The sequence below is a fragment of the Lactococcus garvieae subsp. garvieae genome (genome assembly GCF_029024465.1).
Lineage (GTDB): Bacteria > Bacillota > Bacilli > Lactobacillales > Streptococcaceae > Lactococcus > Lactococcus garvieae.
In genome coordinates this window covers 477,389-496,425 of sequence record NZ_CP118950.1, presented here as the reverse complement: position 1 = coordinate 496,425, position 19,037 = coordinate 477,389, and the positions used below count along the sequence as shown (strand labels likewise).

Annotated in this window: 17 protein-coding genes and 1 riboswitch; of the genes, 2 read left to right on the top strand and 15 right to left on the bottom strand. The window is 39.9% G+C overall.

What is annotated here, in order from left to right; genetic code table 11:
* Window positions 1-4: 4 nt before the first annotated feature.
* From PYW30_RS02475 to PYW30_RS02455, 5 genes are all read right to left on the bottom strand, one after another.
* Window positions 5-931 carry a DMT family transporter gene (locus PYW30_RS02475; RefSeq protein ID WP_004259056.1) on the bottom strand — a complete coding sequence of 309 codons (927 nt, stop codon included), beginning with the start codon at window positions 929-931 and terminating at the stop codon, window positions 5-7.
* Window positions 931-1,416, bottom strand: a complete 486-nt coding sequence (locus PYW30_RS02470) for a DUF1697 domain-containing protein (RefSeq protein ID WP_004259059.1) — start codon at window positions 1,414-1,416, stop codon at window positions 931-933. The genes PYW30_RS02475 and PYW30_RS02470 overlap by 1 nt, the downstream gene beginning before the upstream one ends.
* Window positions 1,413-2,474, bottom strand: a complete 1,062-nt coding sequence (gene aroB, locus PYW30_RS02465; RefSeq protein ID WP_004259062.1) for a 3-dehydroquinate synthase — start codon at window positions 2,472-2,474, stop codon at window positions 1,413-1,415. The genes PYW30_RS02470 and aroB overlap by 4 nt, the downstream gene beginning before the upstream one ends.
* On the bottom strand, window positions 2,458-3,324 hold the full coding sequence (locus PYW30_RS02460; protein ID WP_042217250.1) for a shikimate dehydrogenase: 867 nt from the start codon (window positions 3,322-3,324) through the stop codon (window positions 2,458-2,460). Before PYW30_RS02460 ends, aroB begins: the two co-directional genes overlap by 17 nt.
* A gap of 72 nt (window positions 3,325-3,396) precedes the next feature.
* Window positions 3,397-4,053: a VTT domain-containing protein gene (locus PYW30_RS02455; protein WP_004259068.1), complete on the bottom strand. Its 657-nt coding sequence runs from the start codon at window positions 4,051-4,053 to the stop codon at window positions 3,397-3,399.
* 238 nt (window positions 4,054-4,291) lie between these two features.
* On the opposite strand from PYW30_RS02455, the gene PYW30_RS02450 reads away from it, so the two are divergent.
* Together PYW30_RS02450 and PYW30_RS02445 are read left to right on the top strand one after the other, a co-directional pair.
* Window positions 4,292-6,436: an amino acid ABC transporter substrate-binding protein/permease gene (locus PYW30_RS02450; RefSeq protein ID WP_004259070.1), complete on the top strand. Its 2,145-nt coding sequence runs from the start codon at window positions 4,292-4,294 to the stop codon at window positions 6,434-6,436.
* Between the two features lie 13 nt (window positions 6,437-6,449).
* The gene (locus PYW30_RS02445) at window positions 6,450-7,187 is read left to right on the top strand and encodes an amino acid ABC transporter ATP-binding protein (protein WP_014024357.1); all 738 of its coding nucleotides are present in this window, start codon (window positions 6,450-6,452) and stop codon (window positions 7,185-7,187) included.
* A gap of 95 nt (window positions 7,188-7,282) precedes the next feature.
* Here the strand turns inward: PYW30_RS02445 and PYW30_RS02440 are convergent, their stop codons facing one another.
* From PYW30_RS02440 to PYW30_RS02395, 10 genes are all read right to left on the bottom strand, one after another.
* Entirely contained in the window at window positions 7,283-8,320 is a 1,038-nt protein-coding gene (locus PYW30_RS02440; RefSeq protein WP_042217253.1) for a cell division protein FtsQ/DivIB, read from the bottom strand.
* Window positions 8,320-9,414, bottom strand: coding sequence for an undecaprenyldiphospho-muramoylpentapeptide beta-N-acetylglucosaminyltransferase (gene murG / locus PYW30_RS02435; RefSeq protein WP_042217255.1), 1,095 nt, complete (start codon window positions 9,412-9,414; stop codon window positions 8,320-8,322). The genes PYW30_RS02440 and murG overlap by 1 nt, the downstream gene beginning before the upstream one ends.
* Window position 9,415: 1 nt before the next feature.
* Entirely contained in the window at window positions 9,416-10,777 is a 1,362-nt protein-coding gene (gene murD, locus PYW30_RS02430; RefSeq protein ID WP_004259085.1) for a UDP-N-acetylmuramoyl-L-alanine--D-glutamate ligase, read from the bottom strand.
* A 138-nt stretch (window positions 10,778-10,915) separates the two neighbouring features.
* On the bottom strand, window positions 10,916-11,653 hold the full coding sequence (locus PYW30_RS02425; RefSeq protein ID WP_042217256.1) for an amino acid ABC transporter ATP-binding protein: 738 nt from the start codon (window positions 11,651-11,653) through the stop codon (window positions 10,916-10,918).
* Complete coding sequence (locus PYW30_RS02420; protein ID WP_042217258.1) at window positions 11,654-13,225, bottom strand: ABC transporter permease subunit; 1,572 nt, start codon at window positions 13,223-13,225, stop codon at window positions 11,654-11,656.
* Window positions 13,226-13,313: 88 nt separating this feature from the next.
* Window positions 13,314-13,481, bottom strand: a riboswitch (Lysine riboswitch).
* Window positions 13,482-13,621: 140 nt separating this feature from the next.
* A complete protein-coding gene (locus PYW30_RS02415) occupies window positions 13,622-15,112 on the bottom strand; it encodes a HAMP domain-containing histidine kinase (RefSeq protein WP_042217260.1) in 1,491 nt (496 codons plus the stop codon).
* Window positions 15,113-15,200: 88 nt separating this feature from the next.
* Window positions 15,201-15,896 (bottom strand): response regulator transcription factor, encoded by a 696-nt coding sequence (locus tag PYW30_RS02410; protein WP_004259096.1) that lies wholly within the window; start codon window positions 15,894-15,896, stop codon window positions 15,201-15,203.
* Between the two features lie 101 nt (window positions 15,897-15,997).
* The gene (locus tag PYW30_RS02405) at window positions 15,998-16,549 is read right to left on the bottom strand and encodes a YceD family protein (protein WP_023889673.1); all 552 of its coding nucleotides are present in this window, start codon (window positions 16,547-16,549) and stop codon (window positions 15,998-16,000) included.
* A gap of 216 nt (window positions 16,550-16,765) precedes the next feature.
* The gene (locus PYW30_RS02400) at window positions 16,766-17,008 is read right to left on the bottom strand and encodes a type B 50S ribosomal protein L31 (protein WP_003135050.1); all 243 of its coding nucleotides are present in this window, start codon (window positions 17,006-17,008) and stop codon (window positions 16,766-16,768) included.
* A gap of 111 nt (window positions 17,009-17,119) precedes the next feature.
* Window positions 17,120-19,024: a PTS fructose transporter subunit IIABC gene (locus PYW30_RS02395; RefSeq protein WP_014024348.1), complete on the bottom strand. Its 1,905-nt coding sequence runs from the start codon at window positions 19,022-19,024 to the stop codon at window positions 17,120-17,122.
* Window positions 19,025-19,037: the final 13 nt, after the last annotated feature.

Genomic DNA, 19,037 nt, shown 5'->3' with positions numbered 1-19,037 from the left:
TTCCTCACAAAAATTTTATACAAACAATGCCTACCAACATTACAGCAACACCTGCAACTTGAATAAGTCGTATTGGATAGCGATCTGAACGCCACCAACCAAACTGTTGCACCAACATTGAACCAATGATTTGTCCAAGTAGTGCCATCATTATATTTAGGCCAGCCCCTATTTTTGGCACTGCTAAAACGGCGCCAAGAACAAAGAAGGCCCCCCAGATACCACCCAATATATTCCATTTTTTGATTTTGCCTAACTCAACTCTCGTAATCAAGCGACGTTCGATCACTAACGTCACACAGACAATGGCAATCAGTCCAATGAAGAAAGACATAAAAGAGGCTTGAAAGGGACGCTGCAATAAGGTTCCCAGATGTCCATTAATAGCCTGTTGAACCGCAGTGAAGGCTCCTGATATTATCGCCCAAAGACGCCACAACATTAAATTGGGCTCGGCTTCAACTTGTGCTGTTTTTTCACGTAAGCTGGGTAAGACAACAGCAATGAAAAGCCCAAGTACAGTAACAATAATACCCAATATACGAATAGGGCTCATCGGAATTTGGACCGCATAAAACCAGCCAAAGCTGTCAATAACCACTCCAGTCAAAATTTGTCCCAAAATGGGTAAGATCACGGTCTGCACAGCACCCAGTCGTGGAAAAAGAAAGACATTCGATGTGACATAGACCGGACCGAGTAAACCACCAATCCATATCCAAGCGGGATGAGACTGGACAAATTCCGCAGAGGGAAACAAATCGCCAGTTAAAAGTATTGAGATCGTCCCTAAGAAAACAACCCCAATAACCTGAGAAATTGTTGAGGCCCAAAAAGGGGAATGAACATTTTTGCGAAGATCGGCATTAATCGGGTTTTGGTTTGCTAGTAAAAAACCCGCAAAAAGTGCTATTCCAAGATAGACAAACATTATAATTTTTTAATTATTCTCTCCAATGTATTGATATTACGACTTGTAAAAAGATCTTTATAGACTTTTTTACCTAAAATTTTACCAAAAGCTGTGGTTAAAGTCATGCCCTTGGGTACTTTCCAATAAAAGGTACCTGCTCGGACAAGACCTTCTTCTGCACTTGTGTTTAATAAATTAAACTCGCTTTGTGCAATTTGTGCAAAAGTTTTTTCTGCAACAAAGACATAAAAATGATAATCTTCTTCTGGTTGAAAAGGATTATTTTGGACAATCTCTCTTACTTGTTGCTCAGTTTTTATAAAACTTTGCACAGGCAAAAAAGATAAATCAGACAAGGTTGCGCTACTGAAAATGACATTCCCTGTGGCTAAAACAGTGATAACACCTGTAAAACCAGCTGCCTCAAACTCCGTTTTTAAGTCTGCCATGTTGAGTTTAGTACCACCCACATTTATTCCCCGAAGAAATGCACAGTATCTCATTTCAAATACTCCTTCATTTCTTGAAGGCTTATCTCATGAATTTGGGCCTGTCCAATTTCGGGAACAAGCACGATCTTGATCATCTTGCCTCGCGCTTTTTTATCATGGCTGAGGATTTCAAACAAAGCTGCCTCATCCCATGGTTCATAAGTTTGGGGAAGTTGAAACTTTTGGAGCACCGCTTTAATTTGAGCCGTTAGTCCTTCAGGCATCAGCCCTTTACGTTCAGCCACTTTACTTATTTGGACCATTCCAATGGCTACAGCCTCACCATGCATGACCTGCCCATAACCAGCATAAGCTTCGACAGCATGTCCAATTGTGTGACCAAAATTCAAATAAAGTCGAGTTCCCTGATCAAACTCATCTTCCACAACAAGTTTCCGTTTCACCTCACAAGCTGCCCGAATAAAATACGCTGCTTCTTGCAAAAGTTCATCGGCATTCTGGATTTCATTTAAGCGGGCCCAGAGTTGTTTATCGGCAATCAAGCCACACTTGACGATTTCACCAATCCCCTCACGAAAATCACGTTTCTCTAAGGTTTTCAATACCTCAGGATCAATCAGAACACCATCCGGCTGGGCAAAAGTCCCCATCATATTTTTCGCATAATTACTATTGATTCCTGTTTTTCCACCGATGGAACTATCGACCTGTGCCGTTAAACTTGTTGGTATTTGGAGAAAGTGAATGCCTCTCATGTATGTACTGGCAGCAAAGGCTGCTAAATCGCCAACAACACCTCCCCCTAAAGCAATAACTCCATCGGAACGCGTCAAACCCTGTTGAGCACAAAACTCCCATAATTTCTCTACGGTAGACAAGTTTTTACTGGCTTCTCCTGCCGGAAAAGTAAAAGTAAAAACTTCAAATCCCTCACTTCGTAACTGGGAAGCTACCTCTCTTCCATAGAGAGGTTCAACATTGTCGTCGGTGACCAGTACAACTTTTTGTTGTTGCCAGAGTTGTGCAACCCATCGCCCCACTTCCAACAAGCTTTCCTTCTTAATAATGATATCATATGGGTGCTCTGGAAGATTAACATTTAACCTCATCTTTTTCCTCCAATTTCTGACTTATCTGCTCAACAGGCATTTTTTTACCTGTCCATAATTCAAAAGAAGTGGCAGCTTGATGGATAAGCATACCCACTCCATTCATCGTTGCTCTCTCTTGGCTTTTCGCCCATTTCATCAATGGGGTTTCACGTACTTTGTAAATCGTGTCTACCACAAGAATCCCTGGAGGCAAAAGAATTGAAGAAGGGAGCGGCATTGCTTCACCCGCCATCCCTACAGGTGTTGCATTAACCAGTAAGTCAGATGTCGTAATTTCTTTTTGCAATCGTGAACGATCAGCGAGGTTGTAAAGTCGGATTGTAATTTTTGTTTGCTGTGACAACTTCTTCAAACGCTGCTCTAAAGGTGCATAGGAAGCTGACTGTCTAGCAAAAACCGTGATTTCCTGCATTTCAAGCAAAGCAGCCTGAACAATTATGGAAATCGCGGCGCCTCCACCACCAATAAGCGTTATTTTTTTATGGCGCGGTTTAAAGTTTAACGCACTGAAAAAGCCCTGACCATCCGTATTGTAACCGACCAATTTTCCCTTCTGATTGACAATCGTGTTGACTGCTCCAATCAATTCCGCTTCTTCGGATAGCTCATCAATAAATTCAACTGCTTTTTGCTTGTAAGGCATCGAAATATTCAGTCCATACATGTCCAATGTTCTGACATTGTTGATCGTCTGTTTGAGCATTTTTTCATCTTCCAACTCCCAAGCCAGGTAGACCGCATTTTCATCAGTCAGCTCAAAAGCGAGGTTATGAATAAAAGGAGAAAGACTGTGCTTAATGGGATGGGCTAACACAGCAGCCATCCGAGTGTATCCATTTATTTCCATCGTTCACCTGTGTTCTCTTTATTTTTTACATAAAAAAATAGTATTAGTTTCCTAATACTATTATAACTTATTTTAAACGGCTTTGCGTCCTGCGAAATACCGTTTAGCAACGCCAATCACTGCTGGAAGTAAAGATACAGCAACGATTGCTAACATGACGAGTTCAAAGTTTTTCTTGATGAAAGGCACTTGTCCAAAGAGGAAGCCTGCACCTAAAGCTACGATAACCCAAGCAAAACCACCTAAGAAATTATAAAGCACGAATTTTTTATGTGGCATACGACTTGTTCCTGCTGTAAACGGAACAACCGTACGAATGATTGGCATAAAGCGCCCGAGGAAGATAGCCCATGAACCCCATTTGGCAAAGAATTGCTCTGCTTCTTCAATGTATTCTGGCTTTAAAAATTTAGAGAGTGTTTTATGTTTTGGAATTACATCTCCAAATTTACGGCCGATTTCATAATTCAAAAGGTTGGCCAGAAAAGCTAAACTCCCCATAATCAAAATAAGAAGAGGCATTGATAATTTATCTGGATACATAGCGGCCATTGATCCTACGAAAAAGAGAATTGAATCCCCTGGTAAGAACGGAAAAATAACCAGCCCTGTTTCAATGAAGATGATCGCTCCTAAGAGAACATAGACCCAAACGTGTGCGCCTGGCGCATTCAAAAAACCAGAAATCCAGTCATTGAAGAAGCCAAACATCGAAAGTGTTGTAAACATATTTTTTTATTTTCCTTTTGTTATGCTGTTACTGCATGTTTTATTTTACACTAAAAGCTTGCCTTTATCAAATTCTCCTTCGCCAATTTTTTTAGACAAAATTATTATTTTTATTTATTCACACTGTTTTCCATGTCATGTTTTGTGACATAATTTATTTTTTTCAGCCTTATTTTATGGTATACTGACAAGTATATAATTGTTTATATAATTAATGAAACTTAGGAGAAATAATGAAATGAAGAAATTATTCCTTACATTATCTTTAATATTCGCCACGATTACCGGAATGTCCTTTGCGACTGCTCATAATGTCAGCGCTCAGGAAACCGTACGTATCGCGAGTGATAATGCTTATGCCCCTTTTGAATTCCAAGATTCAGATAAAAATTGGGTAGGTATCGATGTCGATATCATGAAGGAAGTCGCTAAAATCAATGACTGGAAGCTTGAAATGTCTTTCCCTGGATTTGATGCCGCTCTTCAAAACTTAAAAGCTGGAAAAGCTGATGCAGTCATCGCTGGGATGACGATTACAGACGAACGTAAACAAGTTTTTGATGTTTCAGATCCTTATTATACTTCAGCCATCACTTTAGCTACAACAAAGTCTTCTACACTTAAGAGCTATGATGAACTTAAAGGCAAAGCTGTTGGTGCTAAAAAAGGAACAGCTTCTTATGACTGGTTACAAAAAAACCAAGACAAGTACGGCTACACAATCAAAACTTACTCTGACGGTGTTCACATGTTTGCCTCATTGGCCGCAGGGAACATCGTAGGTGCGATGGATGAAGCTCCTGTTATCTCTTATGCCATCAACCAAGGACAAGACTTGGCAATCAATCTTCCTTCCTTCTCACTTCCTGGAGGTTACGGTTTCGCTGTAATGAAAGGTGAGAACTCTAAACTCGTCGACGGCTTCAACAAAGCTTTGACTCAAATGAAAGCCAATGGCGAGTATGACAAAATCGTTCAAAAATATACTGGTGGTAAGAAAGCAACTCCTAAAAAAGATGTTTACACTATTGCCTCAGATAATAGCTTTGCCCCATTTGAATTCCAAAACACAGATAAAAAATTCACAGGTATTGATGTCGACTTGCTTAATGCTATCGCTAAGCAACAAGGCTTCAAAATCAAATGGAACCACGTTGGTTTCCAACCTGCGGTAGATGCTGTTCAAGCAGGACATGCTGATGCTATGATGGCCGGTATGTCAATTACTGATGCACGTAAAAAAGTCTTTGACTTTGGTGATGCCTATTACGATTCGAATTTGACGCTTGCTGTTTCTAAGTCAAATGAAGACATCAAGAAATGGGAAGATCTAAAAGGAAAACAAGTAGGTGCCAAAAACGGGACAGCTTCTTATGACTACTTAACAAAAAACGAAAGCAAATACGGCTACACTTTAAAAACATTTACTGATGCTACTTCAATGTATTCTTCATTGAACAATGGTTCAATTCAAGCCTTTATGGATGATGAGCCTGTAGTAAAATATGCCATTAAACAAGGCCAAGAATTTAAAACACCTTTTGAAGGTATTCCAACAGGTCAATACGGTTTCGCTGTGAAAAAAGGAACCAATCCTGAACTTATCGAAATGTTCAACAATGGTCTTTCTTCACTGCGTGCCAGCGGTCAATATCAAGAAATTGTTGATAAATATTTAGCTTCAAAAACTGAAACAGCAACTGAGTCAGAAACAGAAAGCACAATGCTTGGTATCTTGAAAAACAACTGGAAACAGTTAGGTAAAGGTCTCTGGATCACTATCCAACTTGCTTTAGTTTCCTTTGTTTTAGCAATGATTGTTGGTGTAATTTTCGGACTTTTCTCAGCGAGTCCATCACCAGCTCTACGTACAATTTCACGTATTTATGTCGACCTTAACCGTTCAATTCCACTCTTGGTATTAACAATTTTCATTTTCTACGGCATTCCAAACATGTTGCAACTCATCACAGGCCATCAAAGTCCTCTGAATGAGTTTACAGCCGGTGTTATTGCCTTGACGCTGAATGAATCAGCCTATATCGCTGAAATCGTTCGTGGGGGTATCGCTGCTGTTCCAACAGGTCAAATGGAGGCCAGCCGCTCACTTGGTATCCCTTATGTGAAAACAATGCGTAAAGTAATCTTGCCACAAGCTGTTAAGATTACCATTCCTAGCTTGATTAACCAATTTATCATTACGCTTAAAGATACAACCTTGGTATCTGTTATCGGATTGGTTGAACTCTTGCAAGCAGGTCAAATCATCGTTGCCCGTAACTTCCAAGCCTTCCGTGTCTACGGTTTGATTGGTCTGATTTACATGGTGGTTCTGCTTCTCTTGATGTGGGCAGGACGTCGCATCGAACAAAAAATGAAATAAGGAGATTAAAGATATGTCTGTACAAATCGAAGTTACTGATCTTCACAAAACATATGGTAAAAATGAGGTCCTCAAAGGAATCTCTGCAAAATTTAACAAAGGAGATGTTGTTTGTATTATCGGCCCTTCAGGTTCTGGTAAATCAACATTCCTCCGTACACTAAATGGTTTAGAAGACGCAACAAGTGGTGATGTCATTATCAACGGGTACAACCTTACAGATAAAAACACTGACATTAACTTGGTTCGCCAACATGTCGGAATGGTTTTCCAACACTTCAATCTCTTCCCTAACATGACCGTTTTAGAAAACATCATGTATGCTCCTGTTGAGCTTAAAAAGCTTACAAAAACTGAAGCAAAAGAAAAAGCACTACGCTTGCTTGAAGCTGTTGGTCTAGAAGAGAAAAAAGATACAATGCCTGAGATGCTTTCAGGTGGACAAAAACAACGTGTAGCCATTGCCCGTGCCTTGGCTATGGACCCTGATGTTATGCTCTTTGATGAGCCAACTTCAGCACTTGACCCTGAGATGGTTGGCGATGTTCTTGACCTGATGCGTCGTATCGCAGATGATGGCATGACAATGCTTATCGTGACACACGAGATGGGCTTTGCACGTAAAGTTGCTAACCGTGTCATGTTTACAGATGCAGGTGTTATCCTTGAAGATGGTAAACCAGAAGACCTCTTTGAAAACCCTCAGCATCCACGTCTACAAGACTTCTTATCTAAAGTATTGAATGCATAAATTCAAAAAACGTTTGTTTTCTTTGAAAGAAACAAACGTTTTTCTTTTTCAAGAAGAAAATATAATAAAACTGAAAGGCTAACCTCTCAGTTTTATTATTGTGTTGCTGTAATTTCAGTTGTATTTTCTGAGTTCTTCTTATTTCCCTCAGGATTTTTTAGATCAGCCAAGTAATCTTCTTTTGGCTTTGCATAAATCCCTGCTTCCATATCAATCACTTGTGGCGCTTGAAGTTGCTTCGCAATACTTGGATAGTAAGGCATCTTCTCTGTAATTTGACTCAGAGAAACGCGTACTTGGTTACCATCCGACATGTCCAAGGCAATAAAGTCATTAGTAGCTTTAGTTGGTGTCTTCGTAACAGTCGTAACCAATCCACGTATCTCAGGCTTCAATTTCATAAAGGCTGTAATAAATTTTTCCACTTCTTCATCGGAAAAGTTTTTTAGTAAGGGAAAGTTCGAAACTTTATCCTTAGCTATTTCTTGGTCCTTGAGGATATGACCATTTTCTAACACTTGATAATTCTTGCCTTTTTGTTCCACATAAGCAACTTTTTCGAACTCTGTGACCTTAGCTTCGATATTATTAGGAAAGCTGACCTGTAAGTTGACGGATTTGACACGAGGAAATTCCTGAACAATGCTATTTTCAATAGCTCGTCTATTTCTGAGCACACCGTAAATCCTATCTGTTGGCTTCAAACGTGAAGCCTGTACGATAGATTCAAAAGACTCGTTTTTATTGCCTGAAACTGTAAATGTCCCAATTTTACTTATCGGGGACACCGCATAAATCGAAGTTAAAAACAATAAGATTGCCAAGAGTAAGACGGGCCACATCTTTTTAAACACTTCGAAACTTCCTTCAAAAAAAGAAGGTTCCGGTTCTTGCTCTTCAAAATCCTCAACAAAATCATCTGAGTATGCTTCCTCAAATGCTTCTGCTTCTACAAAAGATTCCTGTTGCTCAATTTCTTCCTGAACTTCAGGAGAATCTGCTTCGGTCTCTTCTTTTTTCTTTAAAAACTTCCGTTTTTTGGGTTCTTCAGACTTCTCTTGATTTTCAGCTGCTTTGCGGCGCTGATATTCAAGATTTTTCTTTTGCCAAGGCGTAAGGTTTTCTTCACTCATTATTTTTTAATTTCTTTCACAAGTTGATAAAGTCGATCGCTAGCATCAGGTACACCTGCTTTTTTGCTGGCTACAGACATGGCTTGGTAAAGCTCTTCATCAGAAAAGATTTCAGAAATACTGGCAAGCATTGTATCTGCTGTAAGTTCGATATCTTTAATCATCTTAGCGGCACCGATGTCTACAAGAGCTTGGGCATTCTTTGTTTGATGGTCTGCTGTGACATTTGGACTAGGTACAAAAATCGTTGGCAAACCAAGTGCAGTAATTTCAGCAATCGTTGTCGCACCCGCACGACACAATATTAAATCTGATGATGCAAGAACTTCGAGCATATTGGAAATATAAGGACGAATTGCTATATTTGCAGTATCCGCATATTTTGCAAACTCTTCATGGTCTTCATCAAAGTAGATTTGTCCTGAAGCATAGACGATTTGGTAATCAGCTTCTGCAAACTTTGGCAGAGCAGCTTTTACCGCCTCGTTAATTGTTTGGGCTCCACGTGATCCACCAAAAATAACTACTGTTTTCTTCCCTTTTTGAAGTTGATATTCTGTTTCCAGAATATCGGTAGCTTTTAAAGTTGCAACTTCCTGAGCGCGCGGGTTACCAGCAAAAACTGTTTTGGCTTCTGGGAAGAAAGGCTTGGCTGCTTCAAAAGCAACCGCAACTTTGTCCACATATTTACTCAAGAACTTATTTGTAATCCCTGGAATTGAGTTTTGTTCATGAACGATAGTCGGCACATTAAGCTTGGCTGCTGCGTAAAGTACAGGCCCAGCTACATACCCCCCTGTTCCAATGACCACATCAGGTTTAAAATTCTTAACAATTTTTTTCGCATCTGATGTAGATTTCAGGAACTTATAGATTGTTTTAAAGTTGTTTAAAGAAAGGCTACGACGAAAACCTTGTACATCTACGGTTTTAAAAGGCACACCTGCTGCAGGCACAATCTTACTCTCCAAGCCGCGTTCTGTACCTACATAGAGGATATCCGAATCCGGCTCAATAGTCTTCAGATGATTTATAAAGGCCAGCGCAGGATAGATATGTCCTCCCGTTCCGCCTCCAGTTACAATAATTCTCATACTATTTCCATTCACCTTTCAATTCTTCGAAAGCTTTAATAAACATATCTCCACGTTCTTCAAAGGTCTTGTACTGATCCCAGCTGGCACAAGCAGGACTAAGTAAAATAGTGTCCCCCTCTTCTGTCTTATCAAAAATTTCTTTAAGGGCAGTTGCGACATTTTCACTATGGACTGTTGGAATCTGCATGTGATCAGCAAGCTCTTGTAGTTTTGGTGCAGTCTCCCCAAAGAGAGCCATACCTTTAATACCTCTCACAGAATCCGCAAGTTCTTCAAAGCCATTTCCACGATCTAGTCCGCCCGCTAAGAGCCATAAGCGACTGTTTTCAAAACCTGACAAGGCTTTTTCTGTTGCCAATATATTGGTGGCTTTGCTATCATTGTAGACCTTACGTCCTGCAAGTTCTCCAAGATACTGCAAACGATGTTTCACACCCGAAAAGCTTGTCAAAACTTCAATGATTGCCTGATTCTTAGCACCTGAAAGCTTGGCAACAGCTATTGCTGCTAGAGCATTCTCTAAATTATGTTCTCCAGGCAAAGCTAGGTCAGCTGCATCCATGATGAATTCATCACGGAAATAAAGCTTTCCTTCTTGCGCATAAGCGCCATCAACTTTCTTTTCAGTGGCAAATGGCACAACTTGCGCTGCTGTGTGCGCTGCTAGAGCACGGCATTTTTCCTGATTAAAGTTGAGAATAAGGTATTGCTCCGAAGTTAAGTTTTCTTGAATACGCCATTTTGCAGCTTCATAAGCTTCCTGAGAGCCATGATAATCCAAATGTGATGAGAAGATATTGGTAATGAGAGCGATTTGGGGCTTGAAGTCCACAATACCCATCAATTGAAAACTTGACAATTCCATCACCAAAGTATCTTGAGCACTCGCATGGGCAGCTACTTCAGAAGCAGGAAAACCAATATTTCCTGCTAGTTTTGCAGACTGACCATCTGCATTTAAAATATCGGCTATAAGCGTTGTTGTTGTTGTTTTACCATTGGTTCCAGTAATTCCAATAATTGGGGCTTCCGAAACAAGGTAAGCAAGTTCAACTTCCGTAACAACTGGAATCTTTTTATCCAATGCTTTCTTTACCATTGGGTTATCATAACGAATACCTGGATTTTTTACCATAAAATCAAAATCTTCGTCTAAAAGTTCAAGGGGATGGCTACCACAGATAACTTCAATGCCTTCTTCCAAGAGGGCTTGCGCGGCAGGGTTTTCTTCAAAAGCCTTTCCGTCATTTACAGTTACATGTGCACCTAGAGTATGAAGCAAGCGGGCTGCAGCTTCTCCTGATTTTGCTAATCCGAGGATGAGTACTTTTTTTTCTTCAAAAGTTTTGATTTTTTTCATTGTTCCTATTCTTTCTACTTCCCTCTATTTTACCGCTATTTACCTATTTTTTCAATATAGAGTTTGTATTCGAAAGTTTTACTGTGAAAATAAGATGACTTTTGCAAAGAAAAAAGAGCAAGCTGATGCTCTTTTTATTTAAGCTTTCAAGAAGCGCGAAAGGAAAGCGCGCGTCCGTTCTTCTTTCGGAGCCCCAAAGATTTCCTCTGGTCTTCCTTCTTCAGCAATAACCCCTTTATCCATGAAAATCACACGGTCACTTACATCACGCGCGAATTCCATTTCATGGGTGACGATAACCATTGTTAAGCCTGTTTCAGCCAATCCCTTCATCGTTTGTAAGACCTCGCCTACCATTTCGGGATCAAGCGCTGAAGTCGGTTCGTCAAATAAAATCACGTCTGGATTCATGGAAATCGCACGAGCAATCGCCACGCGTTGTTTTTGTCCTCCTGAGAGTTGTGCAGGTTTGGCATGAGCAAAGCTTGCCATCCCCACTTTTTCCAGATTCTCGAGCGCAATAGTCCGAGCTTCTTCTTGGCTTTTTTTCAATACTGTAACTTGCCCAGCCATAACATTTTCGATAACATTCATATTGTTAAATAAATTGAAGCTTTGAAAAACCATGCCAAGATGGGTGCGGTATTTAGGAATATCGAAGCCTTTTGCTAAAGCATTTTCACCTTTATAAATTATTTCTCCACCAGAAGGCTTCTCCAATAAATTAATCGAACGAAGGAGTGTTGATTTCCCACTTCCAGATGAACCAATAATCGAAATAACTTCGCCTTGATTAACCGTCAAGTGAATGTCTTTCAGCACATCATTGCTGCCAAATGATTTTTTTAAATGATTGATTTCTAAGATTGCTGTCATTTAAGCGTCCCCCGGTTCTTGTACTTGCATTTGATTTTGGATTGGGACGTAAGCATCTGGTCCATCCATTTTTCTTTCTACAAAGCGTAGAATACGTGTCACTGTAAATGTTAAGACAAAGTAAATTGCACAGATTACAGCAAAGGTTTGGAAATACATAAAGTTTTGTTGGGCCACTGTTGTCCCTTGGAAAAAGAGCTCCGTAACTGAGATCACAGACAAGACTGATGTATCTTTGATGTTAATGACGAATTCATTTCCTGTTGCTGGAAGAATATTTCGTAAGACTTGTGGCAGAACAACTTTGCGCATAGTTTGCCCATGCGTCATTCCGATAGCTTGTGCAGCTTCAAATTGTCCTTGATCTACAGAGAAAATACCACCACGTACAATCTCAGACATATAAGCCCCCGTATTGATGGACACAATAATTAGCGCAGCTAAGGTCCGATCCAAACTCAAGCCAAAAGCTAGAGCCGTTCCATAGTAAAGCACCATTGCCTGAACAATCATTGGTGTACCACGGAAAATTTCAATATAAGCGGAAATAAGCCAGCCAAATACTTTATGTAAAAAGGCTAAAAATTTATTACTGATTTCTGGAATAGTACGATAAACACCAATAAGAAGACCTAAAACCGTACCAATAATCGTACCAATCAAAGAGATGAATAAGGTCATCCCTGTACCATTAAGAAACTGTTTGCCATTATCTCTTACAATACTGATAATTTGGTCATACCAAGCGCCTTGGGTTTTGGCTTCTGGTTGAGCGGCAATCATTTGGTCCATCAGTTCTTTTTGATCTTGAGGTGTAAAACCTGTCAAAAAGCTATTAATCTCAGGCAAGTTAGGGTCATTTTTACGTAAACCTACTGCGACTGTTGTATCATCTGAATTTGTGACGAAACCTTTTCCTTCGCCAAATTCAATCATTTTGAAGTCTGGATTTGCTTTTTCTGCAGTGACCCCTTCTGGACGTTCAGCGACATAACCATCGATGGCACCACTTTGTAAAGCCACACGCATGCTTGAAAAATCTTTCATCGCTGTTTGCTTATTCACACTTTTAATCTGGTCAATCATGTTATAGTGAAAAGTTCCCAGCTGAGCGGTAATTTTTGCACCGGAGAAGTCTGCTAAGCGCGATGCTTGAGCAAAGGGGCCGCCACTTTTGACCATCATTACAAGGTTAGAAGTATAGTACGGTTCCGAAAAGGCGATTTGTTCTCTACGTTCGGCGGTTGGTGACATTCCTGCAATAATGCCATCAATCTTCCCAGATTTCAGGGCGGGCAGCAAACCATCCCAACTTGATTTGACGATTACTAATTCTTTATTTAACTTATCCGCCAGTTTTTTTGCAACTTGTACATCGTAACCATTTGCCCATTGGCCATCTACACCATCAATAGGGACAGCACCGTTGCTATCATCATATTGTGTCCAGTTAAAAGGGGCATATGCTGCCTCCATTCCGACACGGAACTGGTCTGCACTAACTTTTGAACTACCGATAAATAATACCGTAAACAACGTCGCGACAAGTAAGAATAAGTTTTTTCTTCTCATAATACTCTCTCTTTCATTTTTCCAAATAAAAAGCAACCTTTACACAGAGAGGTTGCTAAACGTTGTACATGATTCATATTATCAGTAAGTAACGAATAGCACTCCGCAAAACTGCGACAGTTCAGCAAGTATCCCTTGCTGCCCCAACAAACTCACTTGGACGAGTGAATTCATTTCGGCAATGTCTCCTCCGTTTTACTTCAACGCTTGTCCAGCTCAGTAAAACTTCCTATTCATTGCGACCTCTATCATTTTATTTGTATATTGTATTTTAAATCTTAACCTTTTTTTAAACGAATGTCAACAATTTTCTCAAATTATCAAAAAACTCGAGAGAATGAGGCATAAACTAAAAGCCTAGAAAGTACGTTTAGATACTTGCTAGGCTTTTTATACCTATTTAATCTTAGGAATTTTTAAAGTGAATTTCGATCCCTCACCTACAACAGAAGTCACACTGACCTCCCCATCATAGTTTTCCACTATGCGTTGGATAATAGACAGTCCAAGCCCAGTGCCTCCTATATCCCGATTTCGCGCTTTATCAGCACGGAAGAAACGCTCAAAGACATGTTTTAAATCTTCCTGACTAATGCCATAGCCATGATCCTCAACCGTAGTGATAATGTATTTATCATCTTCTTCTAGATGAATTTTCACTTCTTGGCGATCTTTAGGCGAATATTTTATAGCATTATCAATCAAAATTTTTAAGCCTTGTTCATAATGGTTCGGGTAGATATGAGCCAATCTTCCCGGTGACAAGTTATTTTCCACAGTTAAGCTTAAATCAGCATGAATAAGTAGGAAGTTTTTCTTAAGGAAATTAGAAACTTCTGTCGGATCACAGATAAGGTCTTCATCTTGAAAATCGATGTTTTCAAGACGGGCCAATGCAAGCATCTCTTCCAACATTGTTCTCATCGTACTCACTTCTTCTATACTGGCCTGTAAAGACTCCTCAAGCACTTCGGGATCGTTTTTCCCCCAACGGTTCAAGAGATTCAAATGACCATCCAAAACCGCAAGTGGCGTACGTAACTCGTGACTGACATCAGAAACAAAACGTTTCTGCTGATCAACATAATCGTTAAGCTTGATCATCATGTCATTATAAACAGTCGCCAGTTCTTCAATTTCATCACCTGTTTGAATCACTACAGGTTTGAAATCCGCCTTCAAGTTATTGGCACGTGTAGTAATCGCATCGTGCAACCGTTCCAGAGGCTTGATGTAACGACTCGCCATAAAATAACCGACAAACTGAGCGATAAAGAGAGCAATAATCTCTAAGATAATCAGGGCAATCAGTAACTTTGTTCGCACGCTATAATAATAACTCATATCATAGAAAGCCTGTACATAGCCAATCAGCTTACCTGTTTTATTAGAATAAACCGGTCGTTCCACCAAATAACCAGAATATTCACCAAATGTACGTACAGCATGAGTGCCATCCCCCACGTCTTTTTTTAGAGGGAAGCCATGAGAATTGGTCGAGTAAATCAAATTTTCACCGACGTCAAAAACATAAAAGGACTTCCTAGAGCCAATCATACTTCCAAGTGTTTCTAGCTCATTTTCTTTACCCTGACTGGAGGCTGTATAGTCTTTGGCATAAGCCAAATAATTCGCCAGATTTTCTTCCGACAGTGTGCTTTCCGATTGGGACAAACTTTGCTCAACATTATCCAGAGCTTTCATCATATCCTCTTTTTCAGAATTGATGAAGGTTGTAATGGTCAATTGATAAACCAATACTGTAAAAATAGTGAAGGTAATAAAACAAAAAATCGTATTTGCAAATGCCCAACGGAGCATGATGCTTCGCTTACGCTCGGGAAGACTTTCTGTTTTTTTCTTCTTCGAATCAAAAAATTTTACCATGTCGCATTTTTTCTATTTCTTTTCATCGCCATAAAAGGAATAAATCTAGTGGCAAAACCACTAGAAATCTTCTTACATCTTCCCTATATTATTTGCGGTCACGCATGACATATCCCATACCACGAACCGTTTGGATATAGCTTTCACGGCCCTCCACGTCAATTTTGTTACGCAGATAACGGATATAAACGTCCACAACGTTTGTTTCTGTACCTTCTTCGTAACCCCATACTTCAGAAACCAAGTATTCACGTGTTACGACATCACCTACATTTTGCATCAGTGTCAAAAGCAAATCGTACTCACGGCGTGTAAGGTCAATAACTTTTTTTCCACGGTGTACAGTACGGTTGGTCTTATCAATTACCAAATCACGGAATGAAGTATTGTCGGACTTTTCAATCGTGTGGATATGATCTTCACGACGGAAGAGTGAGCGGACACGCGCTAACAATTCTTCAATAGCAAATGGTTTTGTAATATAGTCATCTGCGCCAATATCAAGACCTGCTACACGGTCCATTGTCGAATCACGTGCAGTCATCATAATAATATGTGTATCTTTCTCACGGCGTAAGCGTCGTGCAACCTCAAAGCCATCAAGCTCTGGGAGCATTAAGTCAAGCAAAATCAAATCATAATCTTTTGACATTGCTTCTTCAAGACCTTTACGACCATTGCCTTGAACCGCAGTTTGGTATCCTTCGTGTTCAAGCTCAAGTGAAACAAATCTCGCAATGTTTTTATCGTCTTCGATAATCAAAATACGTTTAGATGAATTCATAGTTTAGCCTCATTAATATCTTTTCTTTTTAATTTTATTTCCTCTATAATGAAATTATAATATAATTGTAATTTTGTTGCAAGTGTTTTATGAGATTTTTCTTAATTTTTTTCTTCGGAAAAGAGATCTGCCAATCCTGCAAAAGGTGATTTATTTTCTTTATCTGCTTCTTCTTCTTTTTGCTTCTGATAGTCTGCTTCAGACAAGACAGACCAATTCTTACCAGAAGGTAGACTTGCGGCTCCAGCTTTCTCATCTTCTGCTAAAATTTGCAAAGGAATTTCTAAAAGAATATTATCAGCTACCGATTCTGATAGACTAATCCAATCTGCTTCCAATGTAAATATCATGTCACTGTCCAGTAAATCTTCATTCTTTTTAAGAAACTCATCTGTGGTGAAGGCTTCATTCACAGCAATAGACATGAGATACTCTACTGGCTTTAAGCTGCGTGATGAAGGCAAAGTCAAATCCACTTCAAGTGTATAATCCAAGTAATAGATACCGTCATCATAGGCGATTTGTCCTTGAACTTTTACAGGTTTTGCATCAAGAATTTCTTCTGAACGCTGCTTAAGTTCCTGCGTTAAATCAAGCTCTTCCTCAAATTTAATTCTTTTCTTTTTTGATACTTCTAAAATAGACCATTTCATATTTCATTTTTCCTTTATCTTTATAGTGAGTTTAAAAGAAGGCACATTCACGCATGCCTTTATTTTTATATGTGTATACTATCTGCTTCTATTATATGATATTTTTTTTAATTTTTATAGCCCCATGAACTAAAAGATGTTCAGAATGTGTTGCCTTTTGGTCTTGGTTTACTATAGTAAATTTGAGCGATAATAAAAAAGCGCCGAAGCACTTTCTTATTTTCCATATTTCTTGTTGAAACGAGCGATACGTCCGTCCGCTGCTTGGAATTTTTGACGGCCAGTGTAGAATGGGTGTGAGTCAGAAGAGATTTCCACACGAATCAATGGATAAGTGTTTCCGTCTTCCCATTCAACAGTTTCTTTCGAACCTTTAGTTGAACCGCTCAAGAATTTAAAACCAGTAGTTGTATCCAAGAACACAACAGGTTGGTAATTAGGATGGATGTCTTTTTTCATTTTGCAAAATTTCCTTTCTGCCTTGGACTGTTTGCCAGACCAAAGTTTGTTAGACCTTAATATTCTAACAGATTTGTTCCTGAAATTCAAGCTTTTTTGTTATTTAAACCCTTATTTTTCTTTTTTCAAATAACCGAACATCAAACCTGAAACAAGAGCACCAATCAAAACAAAGAGAAGGTATAAAAGTGGGCCATTTGTGAGGGCTAAGACGAAGATACCACCGTGTGGCGCCATTAATTTAAGACCTGCCGCACCAACGAGTCCACCTGCTAAGGCTGAACCAACAACAAATGAAGGAATGGCACGCGCTGGGTCAGCAGCACCAAATGGAATTGAACCTTCTGTAATAAATGAAAGTCCCATAACAATATTTGTCAAACCTGATTGACGTTCTTCTTTGGTAAATTTATTTTTGAAGAAGAGGACGGCAACTGTAGTTGCAAGAGGTGGAACCATACCACCAGCCATAACCGCTGCCATCACAACTGAGCCACCAGTAGCAACACTTGCGGCCAATGTTCCTGTACCGAAGATATAAGCGGCTTTGTTGATTGGACCACCAAGGTCAACTGCCATCATCCCCCCAACAATAATACCAAGTACTAAAGCTGAAGCGCCGCTCAAGCTATTCAAGAAGTTTGAAAGACCTGTATTGATTGCTGCCATTGGGATATTGATGAAAAGCATGAGCAATCCAGTGATGAATGTACCTAAAAGTGGGAAAATCAAGATTGCTTTAATCCCATCCAACGATTTAGGCAAAACAGTCAAAAGTTTGCGCAAGAGGATGATGACACCACCCGCAATGAAACCACCAACTAAAGCGCCAAGGAAACCAGAAGGAATCATTGTTGCTGGATCAAGTTTGCCAAAGGCAAGACCAGATGAAGCCATTGAGCCAGCGACGAAACCAGCAACTAAACCAGGTTTATCTGCAATGGAGTTGGCGATAAAACCAGCTAAGACAGGAAGCATGAAGGCGAAGGCTGCGCCCCCGATATTTTTAAAGTAAGCTGCAATTGGATGATAAGAACCAAGATTAGCCAATTGATCTTTAGGAACACCCATCGACTGGTCTATCAAGAAGGCAAGAGCAATCAAGATACCACCCCCAACAACGAATGGTAACATTGCTGATACACCACCCATAAGGTGTTTGTAGAAGGCTTTACCAATACCGCCAGAGCTTTCTTCTTTTGCCTCATCGGCTGCATCGGCTTCAAATTTTGGTGCATTACCAGAAACTGCCTTGTTAATGAGTTCTTCTGGTTGACGAATAGCAGCAGCCACAGGAACTTGCACCATCGGTTTTCCTGCAAAACGGTTCATTTCCACTTTCTTATCCGCTGCAACAATGATACCATCAGCTTTTTGGATATCTTCGGAAGTCAGTTTGTGGTCAATACCACGGGCACCATTTGTTTCAACTTTAATGGCGATGCCCATTTCAGCAGCTTGTTTTTTAAGTGCTTCTTCAGCCATATATGTATGCGCAATACCTGTTGTACATGCTGTTACGGCTAAAACATAATGTTCGCTATCAGTGACTTGCTCAATTTCTTCAGTTTCTTCAGAGAAAAGCTCTAAAACTTGACGCGGATATTTTGCTGCTTTTACTTTGTCTGTAAATCCAGCTTGCAAGAGGAACTTAGAAAGTTGTGCCAAAGCTTCCAAGTGAGTGTCATTGGCTCCTTCTGGTGCTGCAATCATGAAGAAAAGATTGACAGGCTGTCCATCTAAGGCAGCGTAATCCACACCGGCATTTGATTTGGCAAACAGGACAACAGCTTCATTAACTGCTTTGTTCTTGCTGTGTGGCATGGCAATACCATCGCCCAGACCTGTTGAAGTTTGCGCTTCACGAGCCATAATTCCAGCTTTAAAGGTATCAAAATCACTGACATAGCCTTCTGCGACTAATTTGTTGACCATTTCATCAACAGCAGCTTCTTTTGTCGTTGCTTGAAGGTCCAAAATCATGACTTCTGTTTTGAGTAAATCTTTGATTTCCATAATCTTCCTCTTT

Bases quoted from the DNA above. Each gene is read 5' to 3' on its own strand.
- PYW30_RS02445 (WP_014024357.1), top strand. From the start codon at position 6,450: ATGTCTGTACAAATCGAAGTTACTGATCTTCACAAAACATATGGTAAA.
- murD (WP_004259085.1), bottom strand. From the start codon at position 10,777: ATGAAAAAAATCAAAACTTTTGAAGAAAAAAAAGTACTCATCCTCGGA.
- PYW30_RS02400 (WP_003135050.1), bottom strand. From the start codon at position 17,008: ATGAAAAAAGACATCCATCCTAATTACCAACCTGTTGTGTTCTTGGAT.
- PYW30_RS02420 (WP_042217258.1), bottom strand. From the start codon at position 13,225: ATGAGAAGAAAAAACTTATTCTTACTTGTCGCGACGTTGTTTACGGTA.
- murG (WP_042217255.1), bottom strand. From the start codon at position 9,414: ATGAGAATTATTGTAACTGGAGGCGGAACGGGAGGACATATCTATCCT.
- PYW30_RS02460 (WP_042217250.1), bottom strand. From the start codon at position 3,324: ATGGAAATAAATGGATACACTCGGATGGCTGCTGTGTTAGCCCATCCC.
- PYW30_RS02470 (WP_004259059.1), bottom strand. From the start codon at position 1,416: ATGAGATACTGTGCATTTCTTCGGGGAATAAATGTGGGTGGTACTAAA.
- PYW30_RS02450 (WP_004259070.1), top strand. From the start codon at position 4,292: ATGAAGAAATTATTCCTTACATTATCTTTAATATTCGCCACGATTACC.
- PYW30_RS02395 (WP_014024348.1), bottom strand. From the start codon at position 19,024: ATGGAAATCAAAGATTTACTCAAAACAGAAGTCATGATTTTGGACCTT.
- PYW30_RS02415 (WP_042217260.1), bottom strand. From the start codon at position 15,112: ATGGTAAAATTTTTTGATTCGAAGAAGAAAAAAACAGAAAGTCTTCCC.
- PYW30_RS02405 (WP_023889673.1), bottom strand. From the start codon at position 16,549: ATGAAATGGTCTATTTTAGAAGTATCAAAAAAGAAAAGAATTAAATTT.
- PYW30_RS02440 (WP_042217253.1), bottom strand. From the start codon at position 8,320: ATGAGTGAAGAAAACCTTACGCCTTGGCAAAAGAAAAATCTTGAATAT.
- PYW30_RS02455 (WP_004259068.1), bottom strand. From the start codon at position 4,053: ATGTTTACAACACTTTCGATGTTTGGCTTCTTCAATGACTGGATTTCT.
- PYW30_RS02425 (WP_042217256.1), bottom strand. From the start codon at position 11,653: ATGACAGCAATCTTAGAAATCAATCATTTAAAAAAATCATTTGGCAGC.
- PYW30_RS02475 (WP_004259056.1), bottom strand. From the start codon at position 931: ATGTTTGTCTATCTTGGAATAGCACTTTTTGCGGGTTTTTTACTAGCA.
- aroB (WP_004259062.1), bottom strand. From the start codon at position 2,474: ATGAGGTTAAATGTTAATCTTCCAGAGCACCCATATGATATCATTATT.
- PYW30_RS02410 (WP_004259096.1), bottom strand. From the start codon at position 15,896: ATGAATTCATCTAAACGTATTTTGATTATCGAAGACGATAAAAACATT.